Origin of the sequence: Saccharothrix sp. ST-888 (assembly GCF_000955975.1) — a bacterium.
Lineage (GTDB): Bacteria > Actinomycetota > Actinomycetes > Streptomycetales > Streptomycetaceae > Kitasatospora.
In genome coordinates, this window is sequence record NZ_JYJF01000683.1 from 1 (window position 1) to 338 (window position 338).

Below are 338 nucleotides of genomic sequence, written 5' to 3' on the forward strand. Positions count from 1 at the left end.
CATCACCAAGACGTTGATGTGTCCCATCAGACACGCCCGCCCTACCGACCAGCCACGGGCCTGGTTGTTGCTCTGCGGAGGCGCCACCGTGATCTTGCAGTACGCGGCCTGTCACGACCCCGCCCGCTCCCTCGCCCAGCACGAAGCCGTCCCTGGCCTTGTCGTACGGGCGGGAGCCGCCCTGCGGCTACTCGTTGTTCTTGGACATCGCCATCATGTTGGCGCATGCGACGATCGGCCGCGCGTGGACCGCCCCCTCGGTGCCGCCGGCCACCACGACGTACGCCCGGCCGCTGCGGATCATCCCGATCGCGGAGCCGCACGCCTCCGCGCCGGAG

General features: G+C 70.1%; 1 protein-coding gene. It reads right to left on the reverse strand.

The features are described 5' to 3' along the window. Positions 1 to 187: 187 nt before the first annotated feature. A partial coding sequence (locus UK12_RS45410) for a beta-ketoacyl synthase N-terminal-like domain-containing protein (protein WP_442973929.1) occupies positions 188 to 338 on the reverse strand: 151 nt, incomplete at its 5' end.